General features: G+C 60.5%; 24 protein-coding genes and 3 pseudogenes. 15 read left to right on the forward strand and 12 right to left on the reverse strand.

Translation table 11 applies throughout. The annotated features are described in order from the left end of the window. The first annotated feature begins 570 nt into the window (after positions 1–570). Both LB566_RS26760 and LB566_RS26765 read left to right on the forward strand, forming a co-directional pair. Complete coding sequence (locus LB566_RS26760) at positions 571–675, forward strand: DUF982 domain-containing protein (protein ID WP_246676217.1); 105 nt, start codon at positions 571–573, stop codon at positions 673–675. Between the two features lie 207 nt (positions 676–882). Further along, a pseudogene (locus tag LB566_RS26765) lies at positions 883–1,349 on the forward strand (SOS response-associated peptidase family protein); the annotation flags it as partial. A 455-nt stretch (positions 1,350–1,804) separates the two neighbouring features. On the opposite strand, the gene LB566_RS26770 reads toward LB566_RS26765, so the two are convergent. Beyond that, positions 1,805–2,560, reverse strand: coding sequence for a hypothetical protein (locus LB566_RS26770; RefSeq protein WP_140552625.1), 756 nt, complete (start codon positions 2,558–2,560; stop codon positions 1,805–1,807). A 159-nt stretch (positions 2,561–2,719) separates the two neighbouring features. Here LB566_RS26770 and LB566_RS26775 point away from each other — a divergent pair, with 159 nt between their 5' ends. Beyond that, complete coding sequence (locus tag LB566_RS26775; protein ID WP_224628918.1) at positions 2,720–3,181, forward strand: hypothetical protein; 462 nt, start codon at positions 2,720–2,722, stop codon at positions 3,179–3,181. 529 nt (positions 3,182–3,710) lie between these two features. Beyond that, positions 3,711–4,013 carry a hypothetical protein gene (locus LB566_RS26780; RefSeq protein WP_318012878.1) on the forward strand — a complete coding sequence of 101 codons (303 nt, stop codon included), beginning with the start codon at positions 3,711–3,713 and terminating at the stop codon, positions 4,011–4,013. A gap of 109 nt (positions 4,014–4,122) precedes the next feature. On the opposite strand, the gene chrA is transcribed toward LB566_RS26780, so the two are convergent. From chrA to LB566_RS26810, 6 genes and pseudogenes are all read right to left on the reverse strand, one after another. Continuing rightward, positions 4,123–5,364 carry a chromate efflux transporter gene (chrA, locus tag LB566_RS26785; RefSeq protein ID WP_224628919.1) on the reverse strand — a complete coding sequence of 414 codons (1,242 nt, stop codon included), beginning with the start codon at positions 5,362–5,364 and terminating at the stop codon, positions 4,123–4,125. 283 nt (positions 5,365–5,647) lie between these two features. Beyond that, entirely contained in the window at positions 5,648–5,902 is a 255-nt protein-coding gene (locus LB566_RS26790; RefSeq protein WP_140552623.1) for a hypothetical protein, read from the reverse strand. A gap of 1,124 nt (positions 5,903–7,026) precedes the next feature. After that, positions 7,027–7,632 (reverse strand): general stress protein, encoded by a 606-nt coding sequence (locus tag LB566_RS26795; RefSeq protein WP_140552621.1) that lies wholly within the window; start codon positions 7,630–7,632, stop codon positions 7,027–7,029. 25 nt (positions 7,633–7,657) lie between these two features. After that, positions 7,658–8,413, reverse strand: a complete 756-nt coding sequence (locus LB566_RS26800) for a DUF4142 domain-containing protein (protein ID WP_224629014.1) — start codon at positions 8,411–8,413, stop codon at positions 7,658–7,660. A gap of 464 nt (positions 8,414–8,877) precedes the next feature. After that, entirely contained in the window at positions 8,878–10,056 is a 1,179-nt protein-coding gene (locus tag LB566_RS26805; protein WP_224628921.1) for a zinc-dependent alcohol dehydrogenase, read from the reverse strand. An 85-nt stretch (positions 10,057–10,141) separates the two neighbouring features. Next, positions 10,142–10,927, reverse strand: a pseudogene (locus LB566_RS26810) (SDR family NAD(P)-dependent oxidoreductase). A gap of 983 nt (positions 10,928–11,910) precedes the next feature. Here LB566_RS26810 and LB566_RS26815 point away from each other — a divergent pair. Both LB566_RS26815 and LB566_RS26820 read left to right on the forward strand, forming a co-directional pair. Next, positions 11,911–12,052, forward strand: a pseudogene (locus LB566_RS26815) (NADH-quinone oxidoreductase subunit D); the annotation flags it as partial. Between the two features lie 40 nt (positions 12,053–12,092). After that, positions 12,093–13,214, forward strand: a complete 1,122-nt coding sequence (locus tag LB566_RS26820) for a beta-glucosidase (protein ID WP_140552617.1) — start codon at positions 12,093–12,095, stop codon at positions 13,212–13,214. Positions 13,215–13,253: 39 nt separating this feature from the next. Here the strand turns inward: LB566_RS26820 and glf are convergent, their stop codons facing one another. Together glf and LB566_RS26830 are read right to left on the reverse strand one after the other, a co-directional pair. Further along, positions 13,254–14,390, reverse strand: a complete 1,137-nt coding sequence (gene glf, locus LB566_RS26825) for a UDP-galactopyranose mutase (RefSeq protein WP_140552616.1) — start codon at positions 14,388–14,390, stop codon at positions 13,254–13,256. A 1-nt stretch (position 14,391) separates the two neighbouring features. Further along, complete coding sequence (locus tag LB566_RS26830; RefSeq protein WP_140552615.1) at positions 14,392–15,564, reverse strand: glycosyltransferase; 1,173 nt, start codon at positions 15,562–15,564, stop codon at positions 14,392–14,394. Positions 15,565–15,874: 310 nt separating this feature from the next. Here LB566_RS26830 and LB566_RS26835 point away from each other — a divergent pair, with 310 nt between their 5' ends. Both LB566_RS26835 and LB566_RS26840 read left to right on the forward strand, forming a co-directional pair. Then, positions 15,875–16,792, forward strand: coding sequence for a hypothetical protein (locus LB566_RS26835; RefSeq protein WP_140552614.1), 918 nt, complete (start codon positions 15,875–15,877; stop codon positions 16,790–16,792). Between the two features lie 271 nt (positions 16,793–17,063). Next, positions 17,064–17,270: a DUF3606 domain-containing protein gene (locus tag LB566_RS26840; RefSeq protein ID WP_140552613.1), complete on the forward strand. Its 207-nt coding sequence runs from the start codon at positions 17,064–17,066 to the stop codon at positions 17,268–17,270. 16 nt (positions 17,271–17,286) lie between these two features. Here LB566_RS26840 and LB566_RS26845 read toward each other — a convergent pair whose 3' ends face one another. From LB566_RS26845 to LB566_RS26855, 3 genes are all read right to left on the reverse strand, one after another. Next, positions 17,287–17,541: a hypothetical protein gene (locus LB566_RS26845; protein ID WP_224628923.1), complete on the reverse strand. Its 255-nt coding sequence runs from the start codon at positions 17,539–17,541 to the stop codon at positions 17,287–17,289. Positions 17,542–17,660: 119 nt separating this feature from the next. Further along, complete coding sequence (locus LB566_RS26850) at positions 17,661–18,098, reverse strand: BA14K family protein (RefSeq protein WP_140552612.1); 438 nt, start codon at positions 18,096–18,098, stop codon at positions 17,661–17,663. A 32-nt stretch (positions 18,099–18,130) separates the two neighbouring features. Next, complete coding sequence (locus tag LB566_RS26855) at positions 18,131–18,559, reverse strand: EF-hand domain-containing protein (protein WP_140552611.1); 429 nt, start codon at positions 18,557–18,559, stop codon at positions 18,131–18,133. Positions 18,560–18,769: 210 nt separating this feature from the next. Here LB566_RS26855 and LB566_RS26860 point away from each other — a divergent pair, with 210 nt between their 5' ends. The 7 genes from LB566_RS26860 (at position 18,770) to LB566_RS26890 (ending at position 23,117) form a co-directional block, all read left to right on the forward strand. Next, a complete protein-coding gene (locus LB566_RS26860; RefSeq protein WP_224628926.1) occupies positions 18,770–19,204 on the forward strand; it encodes an EF-hand domain-containing protein in 435 nt (144 codons plus the stop codon). Positions 19,205–19,236: 32 nt separating this feature from the next. After that, entirely contained in the window at positions 19,237–19,623 is a 387-nt protein-coding gene (locus LB566_RS26865) for a hypothetical protein (protein WP_224628928.1), read from the forward strand. A gap of 27 nt (positions 19,624–19,650) precedes the next feature. Continuing rightward, positions 19,651–20,253, forward strand: a complete 603-nt coding sequence (locus LB566_RS26870; RefSeq protein WP_224628929.1) for an RNA polymerase sigma factor — start codon at positions 19,651–19,653, stop codon at positions 20,251–20,253. Further along, the gene (locus tag LB566_RS26875; RefSeq protein ID WP_140552608.1) at positions 20,240–20,677 is read left to right on the forward strand and encodes a hypothetical protein; all 438 of its coding nucleotides are present in this window, start codon (positions 20,240–20,242) and stop codon (positions 20,675–20,677) included. Before LB566_RS26870 ends, LB566_RS26875 begins: the two co-directional genes overlap by 14 nt. Continuing rightward, a complete protein-coding gene (locus tag LB566_RS26880; protein ID WP_140552607.1) occupies positions 20,674–21,072 on the forward strand; it encodes a periplasmic heavy metal sensor in 399 nt (132 codons plus the stop codon). The genes LB566_RS26875 and LB566_RS26880 overlap by 4 nt, the downstream gene beginning before the upstream one ends. A gap of 106 nt (positions 21,073–21,178) precedes the next feature. Continuing rightward, positions 21,179–22,345, forward strand: coding sequence for a hypothetical protein (locus LB566_RS26885; protein WP_224628932.1), 1,167 nt, complete (start codon positions 21,179–21,181; stop codon positions 22,343–22,345). Continuing rightward, positions 22,338–23,117 (forward strand): ABC transporter ATP-binding protein, encoded by a 780-nt coding sequence (locus LB566_RS26890; RefSeq protein WP_140552606.1) that lies wholly within the window; start codon positions 22,338–22,340, stop codon positions 23,115–23,117. The genes LB566_RS26885 and LB566_RS26890 overlap by 8 nt, the downstream gene beginning before the upstream one ends. The last annotated feature ends 272 nt before the right edge of the window (positions 23,118–23,389 follow it).

Here is a 23,389-nt window from a genome sequence, read left to right on the forward strand (position 1 = left end):
AAAGGGATCATCACCCAAGGTCGACTAACGTTTGCGCCTCCGTCCTCACGCCTCGTTACATGCTTAACGCGCGGTCGTGGCACACACCCTGCCTGAGAGCAGCATGGCTCGACATGCGTGGATAGCCATTCATATGTTTAACTAAATGTAAGACCCTTAAATCCATGTTGAGCGTGGTGGGGGGCAAGGCGACTGTCGCTTTTCTGCTTGTCTAGAAACTCTCAACGCCCGCATAGCCTTGTGGGTCGAGCAAGCCACGCATTATGTCGCCAGCATCGCCAGCATCGCCAGCATCGACCGACTGCAGCGGCGCACGGCTGTAGCGGGCGCCTCCCGGCGCAGCTTACAAACGATGTGAGAATCGTGTGTTCATCGGCACTCGGTTACTCCCGACGTGGCGGACCCTCCGAAGGCAGAGGTCACAGCTTCTTCGGCTCGCACTAAACCGGGAACCTATTGCTTCATCTCGAATTGAGTCGCGTTCGAGTTCGGGAGAGTTGCGTGCAAGACCAGCGATTTGAAAAGCCTGTGCATGTTGCGCTCGGCAGGTCGAGGAACACCGTCTACACCATGGACCGAGTAGCCCAGGCAGCGGACATCTTGCTGAACCGATGGCCGGCGACAACCGGGAAGAAGCATGTCGCTGCCCGCAAAGCCTGCCTTGGCGTGCTTTAGGGCCCTGAAAGAAATCCGCGACGCCCGCAGAGCCTTCGTTGAGGCCGCAAAGGAGGCGGACATTCGCTGAGCGGGATACGTTCAGTGAGCGTCGATCCGGTTTTGATCGTGCGCCGATAGCCCTACTGTAAACAGGCGCCCAGGCCCGGAGTCTCCATGTGTAACGATTACGAACAGCATGTACTCTGGGCTGAATATTGCCGGATGATGGCGTCACTGGCGCTCAGAATCCCGAGCCACCAAACCGAACTTGATTTGCCCCAGGCGGATGACGTCCACATAAATGACCCGGCGCCAATAATGCGTGCCGCTGGTGACACGATCGAACTGGCATCGATGACGTTCGGATTTCCACCCACCGGACCAAAGGGCGGGCCTGTGTTCAACTTCCGCTCCGAAGGCCGGCAATTCGGAAACAGCAAACGCTGCCTCATTCCGGCGTCCGCGTTCTTGGAGTTCACAGGCACGAAATATCCGAAAGCGAAACATCGCTTCACGCTCAACCGCTCGCCGTTCATGGCTGTCGCGGGGCTTGGCGTGAGGCAGTCGGCAACAAGCCACCCACCTTCACCATGCTGACGATCGATCCCGGACCGGATGTCGCGCCCTATCACAATCGGCAGGTTGTGGTCCTTCAGCCGGAGAATTGGGCGGCCTGGATCAATCTGACAAAGCCTGAGGCTGAACTGCTGCGGCCGCTTCCAGCCGGATCGCTCTCGGTGGAGACAGTTCGCCCCGAAAGCTCGTGACTTAACTGCGCAATAACTCCGGCACGCTGAGCGGACCGAGATCGAGAACTGGCGTGTATTCGCCCGTGCGGCGCCAGACGCCCCGCACCTTTCCATGCTCTCGATCTCGCCTCGGATCGAACGTCAGCCCTTGGAAGTGATCAGAAACGCCTCTGCAGATGCGGCATCGCTGAAGCAATGAAGCCGATAGGTTTCATATTTGCCATTCGGCCATATTGCCTGCACATGCCGCGTCTGATGTCGAAGCCCTCGTTCCTGGCAGAACTCCGCGACCATGGTGAAGTTTCGCTCGGTGCAGAGGTCATCCGGCAACGCAACCTGGTGTGGCCAGTCGCGGTCGAAGACCGATGGCGTTGGTGAGCCCCGACCGCGTTTGACCACTAGTCGAAATGCATGGACTGGCCGCGCATCATTGCGAGCGTCAGCGCGATTGCAGGATTTGCCGGCGGCTTCTTCATATGCAAGGAGCCATCGAAGTCACGCCATGCCGCCATGCGCAATTCATCATCGTCATCGCTGGCCGACGGGTCGAAAACGTGGGCATCACAGGGATCTCGGTCGATCTCGATCGTCCAGTCCTTGAGCGCCTTGCGAGCCATCTCTTCGACCTGGGCAAGGTCGCTGGTGAAGAAGGGGATACGGTCACCATCTTCCGAAAGCGGCTCAACCCTATCCAGCGTCGGCCGCTCGGGAACCCAACCGAGAACGAAGGCAATATCGAAATCGATCTGGCGATCCGGGCCGGTCGTGATCTCCAGCCGCTTGACGACGTCAGGATAGAGTTGCTTCCGCTCCGGCCAGGTGTCTGGAATCGCCTCGGCTTGCAGCTTCGTGCGGGGGACGTTGATCAGCTCCATGACCTGATGGTGCGGAACTTTGTGCTCCGGCCAGCCCGCACAACATGCAGCAGCCGCAGCCGCGTCGGCTTCCAACCAAACTGTGGCGGCTCGGTCCTCGTCCTCGGTAGGCTTGTCGTCTTCTGGAAAGCCTTTGATATCCCAGCCTTCCAACGCAAATAGTCCTTCCGCACCTTGCAAAGCCGTAATGCCGGCGCGTGCAAACACGGCTTCGGCTGCCGCGATGCCACGTGCGAGCTCCTGAGGTGTTGCGTCCTCGATGTTCAAGCGAAGTTCCATGGTTCGCCTCCTATGGCTCTAGTTCCTGCAAATGTGAACAAAATGAGAACAAAGAGTCAAGCGTGCCCTTGACGAGAGAGGAATATGTTCCTTATTTCAGCGTAATCTGGAGCAGCAAAGGACCATGGCTCGGCGTCAATCGCGCTGGCCGGCGAAGCTATGGCGAAAACGGCGGAAGACAATTTTCGGATCGAGGTCTGGGATCGCGAGGAGCAGGCTTTGTCAGAAACCATTTCGCGTTCCCCCGATTCAACGGTCAGCCAAGCAGCCTGGCAGGCCGCCATCCGACGCCGGCCGGGCATGTTGCTGATCCACTACAACAGTCGGCATGTGATGGAGAAAATCCTGACACCAGGCGAGGTCAAAATCCCACCGCAGGCCATCATCGATGGCAGCATTCACGCTGCCCTGGATGTGGCGCTCGGCGATCTTCGCGAGTGGCATGTGCTGCGGGCCTGGTGCAGATCCTGTTCCCACTATGCAACGGTAAAGCCTGCCGGCCTCATTGAACGCTATGGAAAAGGCGCTCTATTCAGTTCGGTCGAGCGAGCGCTCTTTTGCACAAGTTGTGACAGGGGAGGGCCTGTCAGGCTGGAAATTCATAAGCTGCCACGCAATTGAGGGGTGAAGGGGTGCAAGACCTCATCGATTTCGTGCAGCCAACTCGGCTCTGGCTTGGACACTCCGATCGCGATCAGCGGCCGAACTGTCGAGAGCCGGAAGTGCGCGATCTCCGCCGGTCGGCTTCGACGCAAAAATATGCGGACCACCGCGGACGGGGACAGTCGGTCCCGCGTCCCGTCCTCGGCCGGCGCTATGCTGACGCTCCTACGGCTGTCCCGTTCACCGCCCCGCGGCGGGGGCGAATTTCCTCCGTCCTGCGCGCGACAACGGTCCGCTGTTGCGGCCGCGCGCAGGACTGCGGCTTATACGCCGTTCTTCCTTAGCGCGCCGACGGTCGCCGGCGCGGGATGCTGCGCATGGAACCGAATCCCAGGCACGGTATTGAATCGGACTATGTATCCGAGTTCCGCATGTCGGCTGTAGACGGCACCGTCAGCACGCATTGTTCACTCAGCCGACTTTGGCAAGGCTGGGGACTACGACGGGAAAAAAGTGCTGGTTGCGAGCGCAGGCAACTCCGGATAGCGTGCCACTCCGTCTGGCGGCGCCACCCGTCTGGCCTCCGATTGCCACCGACGACGGGGCAGTACGGGCTATCAAAAACGGCAATATCATTGTTTTGCCAGAGATCAGGAAGTTTGCTGGAGAGGCTGTCATCCTAGATAGCGGGGCTTCCGTCTATCCGGACATCGTTATCGCCGCGACCGGTTACAGCCCGGGCCTAGACCAGATGGTTGGGAAACTGAACGTGCTGGATCGCAAGGGCGTTCCGCTTTCCAACGCCGACGCATCCGACCCGAGTTTGCCGGGCCTTTGGTCACCGGCATGAGGCCGAACACCCGCGGTTGCTTCATGAACGCCAGAATGCAAGCAAACGCGATCGCTGGCGCTACTCAAAAGCGCAACGTCTCAAAGGTAGCTAAAGCCGCATTGGGGGGTCAGCTTGGGACGGATTGCAGCAGCGCCCCTCCCGCGGCCAGCAACAGCACAATGATCCACGGCGGTGCCTTCCAGACGATGAGCAGCAGAAATCCGGTAAGCGCGAGCGCGAAATCCCGCGGCGACAGAACCGCGCTCGTCCAGACCGGACTATATAGTGCGGCGCCGAGAATGCCGACAACGGCGGCATTCGTGCCGCGCATGGCGGCCTGCGCCGTCGACCGCTGCCGCAACGCGTCCCAGAAAGGCAGCATGCCGTAGACGAGCAATAGACCCGGAAGGAAGATGGCGCTTATGCCCGCACCAACAAGCCCATTGGGCGCCGGCGCCATGACCGCACCGAGATAGGCGGCAAAGGTGAAGAGTGGTCCGGGAACAGCCTGCGCCAGGCCATAGCCCGCGAGGAAGGTTTCGTCCGCCACCCACCCGGGCGTCACGACCTGCGTCTGCAGCAGCGGCAGAACGACGTGCCCGCCGCCGAACACCAGAGCCCCCGAGCGGTACAAGGCATTGAACAGAGCGACGGCCTGATGACCGGTTGCGTTCGCCAGAAGGGGCGGAAGCACGAAGAGAGCCGCGAATATAATAAGTGCAATCGCGCCACCCCGGCGCGATACCGGAAAGCTGAGATGACCGCTTAGCGCGCGCACTTCCCCACGGCAGAGCCCGAGCCCGGCGACGGCGCCGAGCACGATCGCGCCAATCTGACCGAATGACCCGCCGATGAAGACAACGACGAATGTGGCCGCAATCGCGATGCCGGCGCGTTCCTTGTCCGGCGTGAGATTTTTCGCCATGCCCCAAATCGCCTGCGCTACGACCGCAACGGCTACCAGTTTGAGCCCATGTAAGAACCCCTCCGCAATCGGCTCCACGAAGCCAGACGTGCCTAGCGCGAAGGCAAACAGGATGACCGCGGACGGCATGGTGAATGCGAACCAAGCGGCAAGCCCGCCGAGAATACCGTTGCCGCGCAGGAGGCCTAGCGAGAAGCCAACCTGGCTCGAAGCCGGTCCAGGCAGAAACTGACAGAGCGCCACGACATCGGCGTAGCCGGCCTCGTCGATCCACTTGCGCCGCACCACCAGTTCGTCGCGGAAATAGCCGAGATGCGCAATGGGGCCGCCGAAGGAAGTCAGGCCGAGCTTGAGGAAGACCCCGAAGACCTCGCTGGGCGAGCCGGTTGTGGGTTTCGCCTCAGATGCGGCCTCGCTGACTTCAGCTGCTTCATTCTGACTCAACGGTGCGTATTCCCAGCCGACTTTCCCGAATGTGATAACGGGAGTATTTCCCTGAAAAGCTCACGCACCCTCAGTCTGGCCTCGTTCAGGGCCTCGCAGCCCAGCGGCGTTGCTCGGTAACGCCGTCTCACCGAACGCCCCGTTCTCCTCGGTCCCGTCGTTCATATTGAAAACGAACCCTGGAGGTCTGGTGGCGCGAGAACCTACGTCGCGGTGCCTGAGCAAGCCACTGGTCAGATAGCAAACTGGTCGACTGCATTGTGGCGGATCGCAAGCTGCTAGGTCAAGCAGGCGACCGCAACAGCCGCTTTCTATTGGCCCTGATCTTGCCGCCATAGTAACTTGCTAGCTTGTCTGCTGGCGCACCCATGGCGAGCATCATGGTTGCGCGGCCGGCAGCCTCGATTTTTTCACTGATCATCAACTTGGCTTCCCGTTCAGCCGCTTTGCCGCCACTAGCAATTCGCATACCTCGAAGCCACATCACTTGCTGCGCTTCCAGTATCGAAAGAGAGAGATCGACCCATGGGTTGAACATTGAGCGCTCCTGATTGGCATGAGAGAACGGCAATCTCCCCCGTCGGTTCCGCCGATTGGCAGGTCGAAAACGTCTTTCTGGCAGCAAGTTGACGGAACAAGCCGAACGTTCTGCAGCTGTCGCCTCGGCCGACCTCTTTCTTATTGGACACAAAAAGCCGCTGTCCCCATTTCGGCCCGGATCGGCCGTTCGAAAATCCTGCTCGGAGGCCGGGATTAATTAGAGTTCGCTTTTCTGTGGCCCAGACCATCGGTGGGGACTCCCCGTCTTGGAAAGATCGCGCAACACTTAACACGGCCGCACTGGGCCGCCAGTAAGCGCCGGGCGCAGGCTTTGTGGCCCAACCGAAGCGAAGCGGCCGTCGACCGTCAACTGCATGAGCCTGGCGAGAGAGCTTGAAAAAGCGAAATGAAGATCTCCGATTTTTTCATTCGCCAAGCTGCCGCAGCACGCGAGCGGCTTGGACGTCGTCGTGGAGACGTTCCGGCAGTTGCTGGCCATAGAGGTTTGAGACTTGCTGACGGCTGAAGGCCGTTGCGCCAGAGCCCCTGTTGGATCGGGTCGAGGGTAAGTATTCGAATACAGGACAGCGCCTGCAAAGCCGGACGACTTCGACCTGATGAACCGGCGGCTTCCCGGAGGAATCTGCCCGGCAGCCCTCGACCTTCTAAGCGATTGCGTCGTCCTGCTCAAAATCTTCGGTCTGCTTCGACAGGTCGTTCCTGTTGAGATCGCGAAGCGGATGATTGCGCTGGGAGGGTGAAGCTCAACACCGCGCGGGACTTCATAATTCTCACGCCGCAATCCCTGCGTGCCGATCCTTCAAGGCCGCGGCAACAATTCCCCGGCATCGATGCCGTGCAATTGGCGACCATGGAAGCCGAATTGGCCGATCTCAGCAGCAGGTCTCAGCGGGCGGCGGAACGGAGCGGCACTTGGAATCTCGAGCAGTTTCCGCAGCGCCTTGCAGAACCTCAAACGATCCTCGATTTTCCAACGCACATCGACCCGTCGATGCGTCGCCGAAATCGTCCCAGAGTGAAGCCAAACAGGGTGCTTAGGTGCCTCGCTCCTGCCGCCGGAGAAGAAAAGGCCCCGTCGAGACTTCGGCGGGGCCGCATTTCTCAAAGCGGTGTGGTTCGGCGAACGCGATCGCGTTCCGCCTCGATGTCGTCAAAAGGCTCTGCGCTGGCGTCGAATCCAGTCCATCCGGCAGCCTCGTAACTGCTACGCCGTTCATCGAGATTGACCGAACGCCCGCCGCGCAGAATGCGCTCAGCCTCGCCCGCCAGCCGATCGTCGACTTTGGCAGTCACCAGACTGCCGCCGCGGCGAACGCTCTCGGCATAAACATGTGCATCCCGTTCCGAGACGCCGGATTCTGTAAGTGCCCCGATGATCCCGCCGGCTGCTCCGCCGACCACGGCGCCACCCACCGCGCCGGCCGCTGTCGCAGCGAGCCAGCCGGCCGCCACCACGGGTCCGACGCCAGGTATGGCCATGATCCCGAGCCCGGTGAGGAGCCCGCCCGCGCCGCCGACGACCGCTCCCAGGCCCGCACCTGTGGCGGCATCTTCACCGGCTTCTGAAGTCTCGTCCTGCCGATACCAATTGTCGGAATTATTGGCCACGATGCTGATGTCGTCTCGCGGCACGCCAATCGCTTCCAATTCGCTCACGGCGTCGGAGGCGTCCTGATAGTCATCGAAAAGTCCGGTGACTGTGGTCATTGTTTCACTCCATTTCTGAGTTCGGTTATTGAGCTCCGGCAACCACGTTGCCTTGGAAATCAAGCGCTACGGTCACTTGCTTTCCGTCTTTCTCGGCAGTGCCACGCCAGATGCCTTTGTCGTCCTTCGTCAGCGCGCTGACATTGGAGAAGCCGGCATCCTGAATGCGCGATTTCGCCTGCGCTTCGGTGAAGCTGTTGGCGCCAGGTACGGGCGCCGCCGGGTTATTGGTGTCGCTCGTCGACACCGCGGGCGTCGTCGAACTCGTGCCGGAAGACTTGTCGTTGGTCCCGGATGCGATCTTTTCGATCATTTCCTGATGCATCTTGAGCGTCGGCAATGTCTCCTGCGCGAATGTCTTGAGCTGAGCATTATCGCCGTCCTTGGCGTAGCCTTCGAACAGCTTCACAGCGTCGACATGTGCGTCGCGCTGCATCTGCACGTAAGACTTGTCGAACGAGTCCTTGCCGGTGTTCAGGGCGTCGAGGTCGCTCTTGTGCGCGGCGTCCGTCTCGGCGGGTACCTTCAGCTTCTGCTCGCCGGCGATTGTCTCGAGCTTGGCGTTCGCCGCGCCATGATCGTTGATCATCTTCTGGGCGAAGTCTTTGACTGCCTGATCCTGGGCCTTGCCTTGTGCGATCTTGCTCGACTCGACCTCGAACATGCCGCCGGCGGCGGCCTTGTCGACGAACTCCTGAGCTTTATCGGCGGCGTAGGAGGACGCGGCAAATGTCAGGACCGCGCAGGTAGACAGCGCTGTCATTAGAAGGCGGTGTTTCATCAATAGGTTCCTTGTTGAATGGGTGTCATTCAACAAGCGCCAGAGCCGTTTGTTCCGGTCCAAGGACAATTTAGCGAGCACAAGAATGCCTCTTGTTGAGGCGGCGGCGCTAATCTCGTCTGTAAGGGCGAGATGCGTCGAGATGCGCGCCGACCCGATCGCGACGAGCCAGCGCGGGCCACTCGCATTTGCATCCCGCAACAACTTTTATACGGATTCCAATCCAGAACAAGCCAATGCAGAAGCGCCGGGTTATCAAGGAATGTAGCTTATTTTTGCTAGGCTTTCGGTGGTCCGCAGCGCCCTTTCAGCGCGGCAATTTTGGTTTCGTGATCGCCGCCGGACATCGATGAATACGGCACACCGATGAGGAACATGCCTGGCGCATCATTGCCGCATTGTTCTGCTGATCGGCTAAAAACCCCGGACCCTCTGCAAGGCCCGACCCCTGAGTGTCCGCGCGATCAGCCATGCGGGCGCATCACCACCTTGATGCAGCCGTCTTGCTTGTCGCGGAATGTCTTGTAGAGGCCGGGTCCTTCGTCGAGACCGGCGCGGTGAGTGATGACGAAGGCCGGATCGATATCGCCATTCAGCACTTTCTGAAGGAGCGGATCGAGGTAGCGCTGCGTGTGGGTCTGGCCCATGCGGAACGTCAGCCCCTTATTCATCGCCGCGCCGAACGGGATGTGGTCGACCAGGCCTATATAGACGCCAGGCACCGAGATGGTGCCGCCCTTGCGGCAGCAATAGATCGCCTCGCGCAGCACATGTGGCCGGTCGGTGCCGAGATAGACGGTCGTCTTAGCCTTATCGAGCATGGAATCGGCCGTGGCCGTGGCATCTGCCTCGGTCCCGACACAGTCGATGCAACTGTCCGGACCGCGCCCGTCCGTCATGGCCATCAGCGCATCAAAGATATCGGAGTTGCTGAAATCGAGCGTCTCTGCCTTGCCGTAGTCGCGTGCCATGGCGAGCCGCTCCGGCACCTTGTCGATGGCGATGACGCGACCAGCGCCGAGCATCCAAGCGCTCTGGATTGCGAACTGACCGACTGGACCGCAGCCCCAGACGGCGACGGTGTCGCCTTCCTGGATTCCGGCGTTTTCGGCCGCCATGTAGCCGGTGGGTAAGATGTCGGAGAGGAACAGCACCTGCTCGTCATCGATGCCGTCAGGCACCTTGATCGGGCCGACATCGGCAAAGGGCACGCGCAGATACTCGGCCTGTCCGCCCCAGTAACCGCCGAGCAGATGCGAATAGCCAAACAGGCCCGCGGGCGACTGGCCCATGATTTTGGCGGCCTGCTCGGCATTAGGGTTGGACCTGTCGCAGAGCGAAAACAGGCCGTTCTGGCAGAACCAGCATTCTCCGCACGAGATGTTGAAGGGAACGACGACGCGATCGCCTTTGTTGAACTTTGTGTGGTTGCGACCAACCTCCACCACTTCGCCCATGGTCTCGTGACCCAGCACGTCGCCCGATTCCATCGTCGGCATGTAGCCGTCCATCAGATGCAGGTCCGAGCCGCATATGGCGCAGCAGGTCACCTTAATGACGATGTCGCGGTCGTCCTCGATCGTGGGATCGGCGACCTGTTCGCAACGAATGTCGCCTTTACCGTGCCAAGTCAGAGCTTTCATCGGGCGGTTCTCTATGAGTTTCGATACTCGCGGATATGGCCGAACTGGCGCTGGGCTTGAATGTTCCCGGATCGCGTCCGCGCCCTCAGCGATCTTTCGCCGAGCCCGGCTCGGCTAGTTTGCGGTGCTGTTCGGCCAGCGTGCCGGCCGGGGTGACATGTGCGGCGGCGACCTGCATCTTGTTCGTCCAACCGCTGACGACCTGTTCCTCGCCGCCATCGTGGCGTCGTAGCCGTCTCTGGCTACATCGACGGGACTGTCCTTCCCTTGCACCCCGATCTCGGTATCCATCATGTCGGCGCGTTCGAAAAAACGCGTCTGCGCGGCGCCCGGCATCAGCACAGTCACACTCACGCCGCTGTCCTTCAGCTCATGACGCAGCGCGATGGCGAAAGAATCGATGAATGCCTTGGTTCCGTTGTAGACCGGCTGGAAGGTGCCCGGCATGAAGCCGGCAACAGAGCCGGTAAACAGGATCCTGCCGTGACCGCGCCGGATCATTTTGCAACCGAGTCGTTGAGCGAGATGCGCCGTGCCGGTGACGTTGGTATTCGATGACGCGGCGTGCCTCGCCCCAGCCCTGGTCGACAAAGCCCCGGCCCAGGCCGCGCCCTGCATTGAGGAGCAGAAGATCGATGTCACGGTCTCCGATTTCGGCGATCAATTTGTCGGCGCCCTCCTCGCTTGCAAGATTGGCCTCCACTGCGTCAACCGAGACGTCATGCGACCGGAGCGCCTCGGCCGCCAGTTCTATTGCAGGCTCGTCGGCGGCGACGACGAGGCCATAGCCGTTCTCGGCACAAAGTTTCGCGAGCTTCTTGCCGATGCGGCTCGAGGCGCCGGTGACGACCGCCACTTTCCCGTTTCCCATCCGATCCTCCTGAGTGGTTCGGCGAACATCCGGCTGAACCGATTGTTCCTTTGGGCGGTATTATGCCCGCGCAATCGAATTGCCATGTAGTCGGCCGAGGCAAGCGCGTGGGGCGCCCACGGCTGTTGGACGGCAAGGAGCAATGCCCATGGGAACTCTTTGCGACCGGAACAAGAAGCTCACCGAAGCCTGAATCATCCGTAACGGCTGTGGATTGCGTTTGCGAAGGCGCGACACCGGCTCGCAGGGTGGGGTGCCCGATCCAACATCGTGGGGGGCCCCTCGGGCGTATCGTGCCCATGATATTGGAAGGCGCAGTTCGCGCGCCAAGGATTGCGGATCGCCTCTATTTTCCTGCACCGGACTGTCTATCACGCTTGGTTTCGAGAGCTCTTACAAACGCCTTGGCCCCCATATCACAGCTGTGCCTGGAGGGCCCATTGGAGCTAATGACTGCCTTTGCCTGATCGAGCGTGAGACCATGCTTGGCGGCGAATTCAGATGGTTCGTAGGCATCAGCCCACTTATCGATCGGCTTCATTTCAACTCCGTCTGACGTTGTTGTCACCAGAAGCTATGGTAACAAGAAGAAGGCGGAAATCTCATTTGTTGAAAGGAGCGCGGCAAAGGTGACCCGGTAGCGAAGCCGCTGCCAAGGGCGCTGTCGGCGTTGCAGGCCGCGTGCTGCTCGACAGTAGGCTTGAACAAAATCGAAGACCGATCTGGCCAATCCGCAAGCCGCATCACGTCGCGGCGGCGCGCAGCACCGCCCGCAGGCCCGCAAAAAGCAAGCTTGGAACATCCTGCTCCGTTCTGAGTTCGTCACCGTCGTGGGGGAAGCTAACGTTCGTGGCCGAGAGCGCCGGAAGGGATTTCAATATCAATTTTGGGCCGCAGCATCCGGCGGCGCACGGCGTCTTTCGCGTTGCGCTCGAGCTCGCTCACATAGGCCTGCTTCGCCCAAAAAGCTGAGCCAATGCGGCTTGGCCGCGGACGGCACCAACAAGCCTTACCGCTGCGTGCTGCGGGGAGCCGAGCTTCGCGCACCTGCAGGCGATGGACCTGCGCTGCCGCGGCCATCTGCTTGCGGACGTCGCGGCCCTCCTGGGCATTGTGCCCGGGTGACGTGGACAGAAAAACGCCAAGAGGGGTAAAGAAAAGTTTGATGCGTGATCACTTTCTCCCAATCCATTTCGACAGCTTCTTCATGGCGGGATTCGAATGTTCTTCGCATCGTCGCAAAGATGGCCGGCGTCTGGACCTTATCCGCGCAACCAGCCACGACATTCACGCTGAGGACGACTACCGTAGATGCTCAGACTTGGGATTGAGAACCATTCGTGATGGACTGCGGTGGCATCTGATCGAAACGGCGCCGGGTGTCTACGATTGGTCGAATTGGAAATCCATGCTGGACGCCGCGAGTGCCGCCGGCGTTCAGGTCATCTGGGATGTCTTTCACTATGGGTCTCCCGACCACCTCGACCAGGGCAGCGAACAGATGATCCAGAGCTATGCGTCTTTCGCAGCCGAAGCGATCCGACTACACCGGGCAGTGACCGGGAAAGCTGCGGTAGTCTGTCCCATCAACGAAATATCGTTCTTCGCATGGGCAGTCGAAGTCGGCTATTTTCCGCCAGCCGGACCTAAAAAGAGTGGCTGGTTCAAGCGCCATCTAATCAAGGCAGCTGTACAGGGTATCCGTGCAATGCGTGAGGCTGACCCCGAGTGCGTATTCGTCTGGGCTGAACCGCTTATCCACATCGCCCCGCGCGACCGCACCCGCACGGAGGTCAGTCGTGCGGAGAAGGTCCGCCAAGGGCAATTCGAAGCGTATGACATGCTGTTGGGCCGTATCGCGCCTGAGTTAGGAGGAGCCGAGGATCTGATCGATGTGATTGGCCTTAACTTTTATCCACACAACCAATGGTATCTGCATGGGCCGACAATCCCGATGGGCCATCATGAATACCGGGCTCTATCAGAGATGCTAGTCGAGGTCGCCCGACGCTACACCAGGCCCATGTACATTGCAGAAACCGGCGCCGAGGGTTCCGCCGGCCCCGCATGGCTTCACTACGTATGCGATGAAGTTCGGACCGCGATCAGCCAAGGAGTCCCGATCGAGGCTATCTGCCTCTACCCAATCACCGCCTATCCCGGATGGGACAATTCCCGCCACGCCGAAGTCGGCCTGTTTTCCGTTGTCCACGCGGACGGCTCGCGCCGCATCCGCCGTCCGCTAGCCGATGAACTCGCGAGGCAGCAGAAGCTATTCCATTCTTGACGCGCGCGACCTTGCTGTCTCGGATAGAGGGAGGGGCGTCTAAGCGGGCGCCGCCATAGCCGTCTGCAAATCGGGCGTAGCCGGAAGCTCCTTTTGGATACGCGCGAAAGTGGCCAAAGCCTGTCCTACGACCTGATCCATATTGTAGTAGCGATACGTGGCTAGACGGCCAACGAACCAGACGTTCGGGCAATTTGCAGAAAGCGCCTCATATTGTTTGTAGAGGGCCTCATTTTCCGAACGCGGCACAGGGTAGTATGGGTCACCAATATCTGTCGGGTATTCGTAGGTGAGGCTGGTCCGGACATTCTTCTGGCCAGTCAAATGCTTGTACTCGGTGATGCGCGTATAGGCTTCCGTTTGCGGATAGTTGACCACCGCGACCGGTTGAAACTGCTCGCAGTCGAGGGTGACATGCTCGAAGCGCAATGAGCGATAGGGCAGACGGCCAAGCTTCCAGTCAAAGAACTCGTCAATCGGTCCGGTGTAGATCATCCGCCGGAAAGGAATCCGCTCTCGCACATCGCGATAATCGGTCTGCAGCATGATCTTGATGTTGGGATTGTCCAACATTCGTTCGAACATGCGCGTATAGCCGCCGGCCGGCATCTGCTGGACGCTGTCGCCGAAATAACGATCGTCGCGGTTCGTTCTGGTCGGAACGCGGGCCGTGACAGACTTGTTCAACTGGCTGGGGTCGACCCCCCACTGCTTTCTGGTGTAGCCGCGGAAGAATTTCTCATAGAGTTCTCTGCCAACCGTGCTGACAACCACATCCTCGGCGGTGTGGACTTCCTCGACGGTTTCCCGACGCGAGGCGAAGAACTGTTCCAGCTCTGCCGAACTCAGCTCCAGACCGTAGAGGCGGTTGATCGTGTCGAGGTTGATCGGGATCGGCAGAAGCTTGCCGTCCACGAAAGCGAGCACACGGTGCTCGTAAGGCCGCCAGGCGGTGAATTGCGACAGATAGTCAACGATCGATTGCGCGTTCGTGTGGAATATATGTGGTCCATAACGATGGATGAGAATGCCCGCTTCGTTGTAGCAGTCATACGCGTTGCCGCCGATGTGGCTGCGACGGTCGATGAGGAGAACGCTTTCGCCTCTTTGCGAGGCGATCCTTTCCGCGAGAACACTGCCGGCAAAGCCGGCTCCGACGATCAGCCAGTCGAACATGTCATGCGCTCCTGCGGAAGGGCACGACCTTCTTGCTTGCACTGGCTTGCTTGATGTGGGCGGCCATGGCTTCCCAGGTTCGCTGCCAGGACATGTTGGCGAGATAGGCATCGACCGCTGGCAGCCGCGTGTCGCGCGGCTGCGCCAGCAGTGAGCGTAGCTTGGGCTCGATATCGTCGGCATCCGCAATATCCACGAGTCCTGCGGCGCCGTAGCTCCGCACGACGTCGACGATTGCAGTCGAGATCACGGGCAGACCCGCGGCGAGGAACTCGGGAGTTTTCGTCGGACTGATGAAACGCGTGGCTTCATTGAGCGCGAAGGGCATCCAGCCCACGTCCCAATGCCGGAGGTAATCGGGCAGGTCCATATAGGCTTTGTTGCCGAGCCAATGCAGGTTTTCGGCTCTCGGCAGGAGGTCAGGATCGATTTTCACGACCGGACCAAGCATTACGAAATGCACGTCTGGCATCGTCCTTGAAGCCTGCGCCACGAGATCGATATCGAGGCGCTCGTCGATGACGCCGAAGAAGCCTACCCGAGGGTGTGGGATGGCCAGTTGATCCGCTGGCTCCTCGCCGGGCTTCCTCGCCTTTTGAAAATGGCTGACGTCGATGCTGCTGGGGAAAGGGTAGATTGCCCGATGCTGGCAGCGCTTCGCTTCGAACAGGCTTAGGCCGCCGGTGAAGACCAGATCGGCGCGCTCGAAGAGCGCCCGTTCCCTTAGCGCGAGTTGGGCCGGCGCATTCTTGAATGCCGAAAGCTCGTCCATGCAGTCATACACGCACACGTCGAAATTAATATGCGCGCTGAAGCGCAACGCCATCGGGGTATAATACCAGGCGGTCAACTGAGCGTGCGGTGTCGACGCGATGATCCGGTCAAGATATCTGCGCTGGATCGCATCCGCCCTCGCGGGGCTGGTGCCGATCGGTAGCAAGGGGGTCGCGATCCGGATGCCCGGCGCCGCTTCGCAAAACCGAATGGATGAGTGAGAGCATTCTTCGAAGATAGGTTCCTCGAAGTAGACGATCTGGTGCTCTCCCGAGGCAAGGGTGAGAATGTGCTGTGGGCGCTGATGGACGAAATTCCACCGCAAATGGGAAAAACACACCAGTAAATCTTGTTCTTTTCTGGTTTCGACGAGGGCCGGTATTCTTATCGCTGCGTCCATATAAAGAGTTCCCTTGATGACATCGCCGTTTAGACTGCGTATAACATTTGTTAATCGCCAGTTGCAGGAAGCTGTTCCTGCGACATGTCTAACACTCCGCTGAATAACTTGTTCCAGCTGCAGCGAGCGATATCCAGACGGGCGTGGGCTGCGCCTAAGAGGGCGGCCATGGCTGCAGGCAGCTTTCTGGGGACGGCCGCGCGGACGCCGCATTTTGGTTGAATGAGCAGCTAAAATAGCTGACGGCTTGAACTGTTTCGTCGGGCTGAAGCGTGAGAGCTCTCACGGCCGACAATCGCTGGGACAGACGATGAAGATCGATTTTGAGACGAATGTGTTCCCGTTGTTTCACCCGCAGGCGGTAGACGATCTCAAGGATCCATGCCCGGTTTACGACGGCCGGCTCTGGCATGTGTTCGGGTCGAGCGGCACGGTAACGAGCGAGACCTGGAAGATCCTTCACGCAACCGCGCCTGAACTGCATGGACCGTGGACGGAGCACGCGCCCATCGGGCTTCCGGTCAAGGGTTCGGGCGTTGCGGCCCCGGGTGTCGTGCACGAAGACGGCGTCTTCCACATGTTCATCCAAACCGAGTTCATGAAATCTGGCGGCCGTTGCGAACACGCAGTGTCCAACGACGGTTTCAACTGGGTGGTGCTCAACCCGGCAATCCTGTCCCTGCCGGGGACGGATGAAGACGGCATCTATGATCCGCATCCGGCTCTCATCGGCGGTAAGCGCTACATCGTTTATTCCGGCATGCCGGAATTCACCCGCGTCCCGCAGCCGGATATCTATTTGGCTCGAAGCCAGTCCGATTCATGGTTCGGGCCCTGGAAGCGGTTGGGCAAAATCCTGGATCACAACGAAATCCCCCACCACAACACGCGGGAAGATCCCGACTACGAATGGGGAATTGAAGGCGCTCAACTGGTGGAGCTTCCGGATGGTCGTGTGCTCCTCAACGCCACTTGCTTCCTTCCGCACGGACCGCGGGGTAGCCGTCAGCGGGTATTTTTCGCCATTGCGGGCGCCGTTACCGGACCTTTCGTCTCGCTTGGTCCAGTGCTCGATCCGGGCGGGCCTGGGGAAAACGGCCACTCGACGGTGATGATTGACGGCGAGCGGCTGACCCTTTTTTACCAAAGTCGCGTTGCCGCGACGAACCATCGCTGGCGCTATGGTTTGGCGAGCTTCGATGTGTCTCTCCTGTCGGCAGTTGCCTGACTGCCTTTCCACCAGCATGCGGACCTATTGCGAGAGTTTCGTTCCGCTTGGCCTCCCACCGCTCGCGGTAACATTGCCGTCGGGAACAATGTCCCTTGGGCATAGTTCGGTCGCGTTCGTGCGGAGAGCGGCCAGCCATGTGTCTACAGCAAACAACCGGGATGCGGCCCAAGCCCCGACGGCGGACCGGGCCCGTCTTCATTCCTTGCGCAACCCTGTCGCCAGGCTGGCTGGACCCACAAACTGATGCGAGGACGTCGTGCGCCGCCGTATGAATATTTTCAATTTCGAACGTGACAGCGCCCAAAGCGATGTGCGCCATCCAAATCGCATTTCGCCAAGCGATGCAGATCAGCTCGGCTATTTCGCTGCGGTAAATGGGCTCACAGAGCAACAGGCACAAGAACTGATCCAAACCCACGGAGGCAATCTTGCCGTGCTCGTCAAGGAAGCTCGGAAGCTGCGAGAACCTAAATGACCAGGACCGCTGGAATTTACCACGGCTCGCCGGCCTCGTCGGCAGGGGCCCGTCCCAACTTCCCCGTGATCTCTACGACGAACAATGAAACCTTGAAGTTGCCTTTGAGATACATGGCGTCGAATATGTGAAAGTCGCAACGCCGGCTGCCGACCAGCAGCCGGCGTTCGAAACCGAATGCATCGCAAAGCCGAAGGCTGGCCTTTTCGACATCAGGATAAGACAATACCGGTATGAACGCACTGACGGGCATCGGGCGATTGCGTAACAAATCTGCGCTCCTTGAACGACGAGGCCGCACGATGACGCATGGCCTCGTCCGTCACCAAAAAAGGTGCCGAACAGGGATGATATCGACAAAGGTAGCTGTCCGGCGTTTTGACGCCAAGATCAGCTGTAGGGCGACCAGCACTGCCGGCGCGGTCCGCCATAGGGCTGGTAGGTGTTGTCCCAGGCGCGGTAGGAGACGTAGTGGGCGTAGCACCACCTGACATGGGCGGCGGCTAGACGTGCGTCTGGTCGGGGCGCAGGCGGAAACGGATTTGCAATGCTCGCGCCGGCCAGCATGCCCGCCGCGAAGGCGCCAACTGGAAACCAGTAACCGTTATAATAGCGATAGCCCGGCCGGAAGCGGACATATCCTCTGTATCCGTTGAAATAGTAGAAACCGCCGGCGGCATAGAAGCCCCTGCGAAAATAGACTTCCGTCGTGCCACTCGCCTGAACGGTGGCCTCCGGCAAAGGCTGAAGCGGCATCGCGCCGGCCTGCTTAATGGTGGCCGAAATGGCAAGCAGCGCTGCGCCGATCGCTGTCGAAACTTTTATCATGATCCTGATCCTTTCAAAAAATGAGGCGGTGTCTATTGCCGGCGCAGCGAACGCAGTTCGCCCAGCGACAGAGCCCGGTCGCCATTGGCATCGGCCTTCAACAGCCGATCGGGAACGAAGCTGGCGAACTCGCCGCGCGAGATCCTACCGTCGCCGTTGCTGTCCATTTCCCCCTTGCGTTGCTGCATGTCGGCCAGTTGTGCGTGCTGCGCGCCGTCCTGCGTCGACTTTGCCCGTTCCATCGCCGCTTGGATCTCACCGGGATCGAGAACGCCGTTGTGATTAGTGTCCGTGCGGTCGAACAGTCTCGCCCGTGCGGCCGCGATCTCGTTGAATTCGAGCTTTCTGTCGCCGTTTGTATCGATCTGGCGGAAGAGCTCGCGTGCACGCTCCCTATCCGTCGCTGCCGCGCTGCCTATTGTGATCAGCAAGGCGCCGAGGGCCATCGAAATCCTTTTCATCTCCGCTCTCCGTTTCGAAGAAGGCGGCCCGCCGCGGGCCGTCCTTCATGGGCCTCTACGCAGCGGCCGCCCGGCTCCTACGCGCGACGCAGAGACTTTGAGCCGCGACGGAAATTTTTCCCCGCCGCGTAGGAGGGAGGGCCGGCGCTGCGTATCGGCAGGCAAGGTCGCCAAAAGGGGCTTCCTCATCGAACGAAAAGGATCACCATCGTGAGGACTTCTGTTTTCCTTACATCGCTGTGCCTAGGGCTTGCACCGCTTTCCGCCGCCCACGCCCAGGACCTATCCAGCGGCCGTCTCTTCCAGCGTATCGACACCAATGGCGACGGCGTGATCTCGAAGGACGAGATTCTTGCCGGCCGGCAGCGCCTGTTCTCGAGGCTTGACCGCAATGGCGACGGCGTCATCGACAAGGACGAGATCGAGGTGGCCCGCGACGCCATCATGGACCGGGCGGAGGCAGCCGCGGCGAGACTGGGCAATGCCATGCGACGTGTAGACACCAATGGCGACGGCAAGGTTTCGGCTGATGAGTTCCGCTCCAGCACACCGCTTTTCGATTTGGCCGACAGGAATGGCGATGGAAAGCTTTCGCCCGACGAGATCGTCTTCATCCGCGACCTCTTCGCCCGACACCACGGCTGACCGCCGTCACCCTGAACGAAGGAATTCCGGATATGATGACTTCTGTCAAATTCTCTATGCTCTTGCTCGGCGTGGTCCTCGCCGTTTCGGCCGCCGGCCCAGCGGGCGCCCAGGAATGGACGCGAAAAACCGTCAATGGCGGCGAGATCAACCGCGGCCTGACCGACGAAGGCGGCGGGATCTTTTCCGGCTCCACCACCCGCACCGGTGTCAATGGCGGCACCTACACATCCACCTCGACGTGCGCGAACGGCGTTGTCGCGCGCTGCTCCAGGAGCTATTCCGGCGTGACGGCCAACGGCAAGACATTTTCGGGCCAAAGTCTGTCCGCTCATGGTCCGTTCCGCACGCGTTCGGTCGGAACCTTTACCGGTCCGGGCGGCAGCAAGTGGTACGGTTTCCGTCGCTTTCGCCGCTGAGCCGGGACGAACGGGATAAATATTGTCGTGCAGGATGGAGAGCGGCGTGGGGACGACAAGCTTGTGGCGCGGATCGCGGCGGGCGATCAGGGCGCGCTTGCGCAGCTCATTGCCCGTCACGGTCGTGGGCTGCGCGTCTTTGCCGCCCGCTACCTCGGAAACGCTAGTGATGCTGAGGATGTGGTGCAGGACGTGTTCGTGAGCGTGTGGAAGAATGCCGGCCGCTTCGACTCGCAAAAGGCGAGCGCCTCGACATGGCTTTACAGGATCACGGCAAATCGCTGCATCGACCGGCGTCGCCGTCGCGCCTTTCGCAGTTTCATTGGGCTCGACGATCTCGAAAACGATCCAGCGTCGGAAACGCCCGATGTCGACGCAGCGATTACGGGCCGCCAGGAATTGTCGATCGCAAGGGACGGCCTGACGCGCCTGCCGGAACGGCAGCGCATGGCTTTGCTTTTGCGTGTCGTGGGCGACCTCGACGTGCCGGCCATTGCCGAGGTCATGGGATCGAGCGCCGGTTCGGTCGAGCAATTGCTCGTGCGTGCCCGGCGCGGCCTGAGGGATCATATGAAAGACCACATGGCGGGCCATGAGGCCGCGAAGGGAAAATGCAATGACCAGCGATGATTTCGAGGAGCTGAAGCGTCGTTTTGGAAACGACATTGCGGCCTGGCCGGCGCCCTTTCGGCAGCAGGCCCTGAACATGTCGATCAAGAACCCCGGTCAGGATGACGAGCTGGACTGGCTGGTCCTGGAAGCGGCCCTTCTGGAGACAGACGAAGGCAAGGTGGCCCGCCAGGTCCTCGCACGCATCAACGCGGATCGCGGATCGCACCTCGGCTTGTTTCTTTCCGGCATCCTGCTGAAGCCCGCCGCTATGGCGGCGTGCGGAGCCCTGCTTCTCGTCGCTCTGGCGACCGGAGGGTATCAGATGGCGGCATCGCAGGGCGATCCGTTCGATGTGCAACTTCTGGCGCTGGCAGCGGGAGCGCCGCTGGGGAACGACCTTATCGGCCTTTCCGCCGATGACGGATCGGAGGGCGCGCTATGACACGTCGATCGTCGCTCTGGGCGGCGGTTCTCGTCCTGCTCGGCCTCTCCATCGCCCTCAACGTCTTCATGGTCGGCTATGCCGCGCGCGGGCTTCGGAACAGTGCCGCCGCCGGTATGCTTATCGAGAACGTCGCCAGCATCTATCCGCCGGAAGTCAGGCGGGAATTTCGCGCCGTAATGCGGGAGAACCGCCCACGCACTTTTGCGGCGCTGCGCGATCTGCGCACCGCCCGCGCTGCTTTGGCCGCGGCAGTCAAGGCGTCACCGCTCGACGAGCCGGCTGTGCAAGCCGCGATGGAAAAAGTCCGTGACGCCACGGGTAACCTGCAGGGGGTGATGCAGGATTATCTGCTGACTGCTTTAAAGCGGACCAGGGAAAGGCCGGCGTCCTGAGTTGTGGTTCTACCTTCATGGGACCACAATGCTTTACTGGGATCGGATCTTATTCAACCGACCGTCAGTCAGTCGGGTGAAAAGGCTGGCTTGGAGAACGATGGTCATGAAATACGACAGGCTTGTCCTGATCTTGCTATGGCGGGAGGTGTTGGCCTCTCTGCGCTCCATGCGCCGCTATGATCTTGCGTGGATCGGCTTTGGCGGGGCGCTGGTCATCGCTTACGCAACCGCCGACATCGCCGTTGCCTTGCGCGCTGCCACAGCCACCCTGAGGCAATCGCCATGGCTGTGGCTTGCCGGGCTGCCGGTTTCGGCCACCCTGCTGGGGCTTTCCGTGGGAGCGGGCGTCGTCCGCCTCAGCCTGGCCCGTGCCTATGCACCCTTCATGAAAGCCCTGCCCGTGTCGACCTCCGACCGTCGCCGCATGATGGTATTTGCGACCTCGTGCATCGGCGCACCCTTGACGGTGATTGTCGTCATCCTCCTGGGACTAGCCTGCGTCATGATCGCAAAGCCGAACGCCTTGGCGTGGGCGCTCGGTGGCGGTGCGCTGTTTGCCGTCGGCTTCGTGATCGGCACATACACGCTGCTGCCTGCGCCTTCCCTGCACCTTGCGGATGCGGTGATAGTTGCGACACGCCGGATTCGCCGTGGGCGAAAGCTTTTCAAGCTGGACCGTTTCGATCGTGCCAAGCCGGCGTGGCTTGGAGCCTGGGCATGGAACCTGCCCGCCGGTGCGGTCTTGTCGTCTTGGCGCCTGGCCTGCGCAGGTGCCGCGATGAGCCTCGCGGCCTTGATCCCGGCTGCCTTCAGCCTCGTCCATCACAACGCAGTTGCGGGAGCGGTTGCCGGTCTGGTCGGCGGCGTGGCCGTGTTCATGCTAACGCTGCGCTATCGCCCGCTAGGTTCGCCCGTCCTGCGCACCGCGCCGGTCAGCTTCGGCTGCGTTTGGCTGCGGCTGTTGTGGCTGCCGCTTCGGCTGTCGATTACCTTCTTCCTCCTGCCGGCCGGTGCCGCCCTAGCGGCCGACCCGTCTTCGTGGCCGATGCCCCTTGCAAGCGGCCTTTGGCTGCTAATCCTGAACGGCACCTATGCTGTCTTCGCCGCCTATTTCATGACCGCCCCGCTGCTTGCTGCCTTCAGCTTCTTGGCCGCGATCACTTACACAAGCTACGAATCCCTGGAATATGGCCGTACCGTTCTGCTGGGCCTTGCCACTCTCGTGCTGTGGCTGTGGCATCGGGCACGCTTGAGGTACTATCATGGATGAAACGGCTACCAGCGCTGTTGCCGACAAGGACCTTCTTGTTGTGTCCGGCCTGAGCGCGGGCTATGGCGGGCGAACGGTGATAGCCGGTATCGATCTGGCGGTGGCGCATGGAGAGATATTGGGCCTTCTGGGCGCGAACGGTTCGGGCAAGTCCACTTTGGTCAAGGCCATAACCGGACAGCTTCGGCCGCAGATGGGAACCGTCGCCATCGACGGCATCAATCTCGCTCGCGAGCCGGAACGCGCCAAGGCTCGTTTTGGGCTCGCCATCGATGTTTGGGATCTACCGGCTTCACTCTCGGGATGGCAATATCTCGATCTGGTCGCGTCCCTGCGTTCGTGCGCATCCCGTGACTGGCCCGGCGGCGACCTCACGGCGCGGCTTGGCCTTACACAATGGCTCGAACGGCCCATCGAAGAATATTCGCTTGGCACACGCTCGAAGATCGCGGTCGCCGCCGCCTTGCTCGGCTCTCCGCCGCTGCTCATCTTCGACGAATCTCTCAACGGACTGGACCCGGTGGCGGCATGGGAGGTCAAGACGTTGTTGATCGAGCTTGCCGCTAGCAAGCGTCACGCCATCATTGTTTCCACGCATGTCATGGAGACCGTGCCGAGCCTCTGTAGCCGAGCGGTTTTTCTTGCTGATGGAGCCATAGCCAAAAGCTGGGGCGCGGAGGCGCTAGTCGCTTCAACCGGTGAGGCTGGCGGGTTCGAGGCCCGTGTCATGCAGGCGCTGCGGAACCACGTCGCGTTGCGCAATGTTGCCTAACGAGCTTACAATGGCAGCTTTTCTGCATTGTCGCTTCAAAAGCCTCGCCATGATGCGCGATACCGAAGGGCAAAGCCGCTGCCGCTGATGTCGAGCTGCTGGCGACGGCGGCAAATCACAAGGCGACATTCTTTCGCTCGGGCGGGGCCAATTACGATACGGCACGCCCAGGCACTTTGCGGCTGATGCCCAGCGAAATTCGGATCAAGGATCTCAGAGCGGATTATCGGGCAATGGCGCCGATGATGTTCGACGACACCCCGCCTCCATTC

Source organism: Mesorhizobium sp. CA13 (genome assembly GCF_020165235.1).
Classification (GTDB): domain Bacteria; phylum Pseudomonadota; class Alphaproteobacteria; order Rhizobiales; family Rhizobiaceae; genus Mesorhizobium.

What these genes read in the sequence shown, in the direction of transcription:
- LB566_RS26760 (WP_246676217.1), top strand. Translation starts at nt 571, where the DNA reads ATGGACCGAGTAGCCCAGGCAGCGGACATCTTGCTGAACCGATGGCCG.
- LB566_RS26795 (WP_140552621.1), bottom strand. Translation starts at nt 7,632, where the DNA reads ATGACCACAGTCACCGGACTTTTCGATGACTATCAGGACGCCTCCGAC.
- LB566_RS26890 (WP_140552606.1), top strand. Translation starts at nt 22,338, where the DNA reads ATGGATGAAACGGCTACCAGCGCTGTTGCCGACAAGGACCTTCTTGTT.
- LB566_RS26775 (WP_224628918.1), top strand. Translation starts at nt 2,720, where the DNA reads ATGGCGAAAACGGCGGAAGACAATTTTCGGATCGAGGTCTGGGATCGC.
- LB566_RS26855 (WP_140552611.1), bottom strand. Translation starts at nt 18,559, where the DNA reads ATGAAAAGGATTTCGATGGCCCTCGGCGCCTTGCTGATCACAATAGGC.
- LB566_RS26885 (WP_224628932.1), top strand. Translation starts at nt 21,179, where the DNA reads ATGAAATACGACAGGCTTGTCCTGATCTTGCTATGGCGGGAGGTGTTG.
- LB566_RS26880 (WP_140552607.1), top strand. Translation starts at nt 20,674, where the DNA reads ATGACACGTCGATCGTCGCTCTGGGCGGCGGTTCTCGTCCTGCTCGGC.
- LB566_RS26820 (WP_140552617.1), top strand. Translation starts at nt 12,093, where the DNA reads ATGCGTGATCACTTTCTCCCAATCCATTTCGACAGCTTCTTCATGGCG.
- LB566_RS26805 (WP_224628921.1), bottom strand. Translation starts at nt 10,056, where the DNA reads ATGAAAGCTCTGACTTGGCACGGTAAAGGCGACATTCGTTGCGAACAG.
- LB566_RS26850 (WP_140552612.1), bottom strand. Translation starts at nt 18,098, where the DNA reads ATGATAAAAGTTTCGACAGCGATCGGCGCAGCGCTGCTTGCCATTTCG.
- glf (WP_140552616.1), bottom strand. Translation starts at nt 14,390, where the DNA reads ATGTTCGACTGGCTGATCGTCGGAGCCGGCTTTGCCGGCAGTGTTCTC.
- LB566_RS26875 (WP_140552608.1), top strand. Translation starts at nt 20,240, where the DNA reads ATGACCAGCGATGATTTCGAGGAGCTGAAGCGTCGTTTTGGAAACGAC.
- LB566_RS26835 (WP_140552614.1), top strand. Translation starts at nt 15,875, where the DNA reads ATGAAGATCGATTTTGAGACGAATGTGTTCCCGTTGTTTCACCCGCAG.
- LB566_RS26865 (WP_224628928.1), top strand. Translation starts at nt 19,237, where the DNA reads ATGATGACTTCTGTCAAATTCTCTATGCTCTTGCTCGGCGTGGTCCTC.
- LB566_RS26800 (WP_224629014.1), bottom strand. Translation starts at nt 8,413, where the DNA reads ATGAAACACCGCCTTCTAATGACAGCGCTGTCTACCTGCGCGGTCCTG.
- LB566_RS26830 (WP_140552615.1), bottom strand. Translation starts at nt 15,564, where the DNA reads ATGGACGCAGCGATAAGAATACCGGCCCTCGTCGAAACCAGAAAAGAA.
- LB566_RS26840 (WP_140552613.1), top strand. Translation starts at nt 17,064, where the DNA reads ATGAATATTTTCAATTTCGAACGTGACAGCGCCCAAAGCGATGTGCGC.
- LB566_RS26770 (WP_140552625.1), bottom strand. Translation starts at nt 2,560, where the DNA reads ATGGAACTTCGCTTGAACATCGAGGACGCAACACCTCAGGAGCTCGCA.
- LB566_RS26790 (WP_140552623.1), bottom strand. Translation starts at nt 5,902, where the DNA reads ATGTTCAACCCATGGGTCGATCTCTCTCTTTCGATACTGGAAGCGCAG.